Below are 936 nucleotides of genomic sequence, written 5' to 3'. Positions count from 1 at the left end.
GTCATAAATTTTTGAACCCCAAGTAACACAAGCATTATCATAGACCCAGCAATTGCCATCATGAGAGAGATTGCTTTCATTTTCTATAAAGCCCCCAAGGTCCCCAGCCTTAACATCATCAAAATCTCTTAAAGCACGAATGCGGTACAATGTATGGCAACTTACAATATCGGTGGTTTCATTAGTCAATTCGTATTTTTTCACCATGCTTTTTCTCCAGTTGATATGGCGTTATAGTCATCAACGTGTGCGCTACGGTAAACTTCTGCCTTATCGGAAACGCATGCATAACCGTAAACCTCTGCCTTACCATAAACACGTGCTTCATCGAAAACGCGTGCACAATCGTAAACTTCTGCCTTATCGGAAACGCATGCATAACCGTAAACCTCTGCCTTACCGTAAACACGTGCTTCATCGAAAACGCGTGCACAATCGTAAACCTCTGCCTTACCGTAAACGTGTGCCTTACCGTAAACGTGTGTCTCACCGTAAATTTCTGCACGACCGTAAACGCATGCCCCGTAGTAAACGCGTGCGCTCTCGTAAACATGTGCATCATCAAAAATCCTAGCACCATCAAAAACCAGCGCATCATCATAAACTTTGGCATTACCGTAAACTTCTACATAATCGATAACGCGTGCATTGTTATAAACACGTGCATTGCCAAAAACTTGTGCCTCATCGGAAACTAGTGCATTGTCATAAATACATGCATTATCCGCAACCCAACAATAGTCCTCATGCGATAGGTTCTCTTCAGTCTCGATATAGCCGCCAAGATCACCTTTCTTGACGTCCCCCAAATCTCTTAATGCACGTATGCGGTGAAGGATTTTGCCATCAACTTCGATTGTTTCATCAGTAAGTTCATATTTCTTTTCCATGATTACTATTTCTCACGTTCTTCGATTATGGTGGAGCCACTAATTT

At 42.4% G+C, this 936-nt stretch carries 1 protein-coding gene and 1 pseudogene; both read right to left on the bottom strand.

Annotated elements, in window-relative coordinates; all coding sequences use genetic code 11:
• Positions 1 to 207: pseudogene (locus ACFINE_RS09825) on the bottom strand (hypothetical protein); the annotation flags it as partial.
• The gene (locus tag ACFINE_RS09820) at positions 201 to 890 is read right to left on the bottom strand and encodes a hypothetical protein (RefSeq protein WP_375621899.1); all 690 of its coding nucleotides are present in this window, start codon (positions 888 to 890) and stop codon (positions 201 to 203) included. The pseudogene ACFINE_RS09825 and the gene ACFINE_RS09820, both read right to left, overlap by 7 nt.
• Positions 891 to 936 lie beyond the last annotated feature (46 nt).

It is taken from the genome of Bartonella sp. AA97HXZ (assembly GCF_042196985.1).
GTDB lineage: Bacteria > Pseudomonadota > Alphaproteobacteria > Rhizobiales > Rhizobiaceae > Bartonella.
Note: the sequence above shows the minus strand (reverse complement) of the source record. Positions and strands in the feature narration are given on the sequence as shown.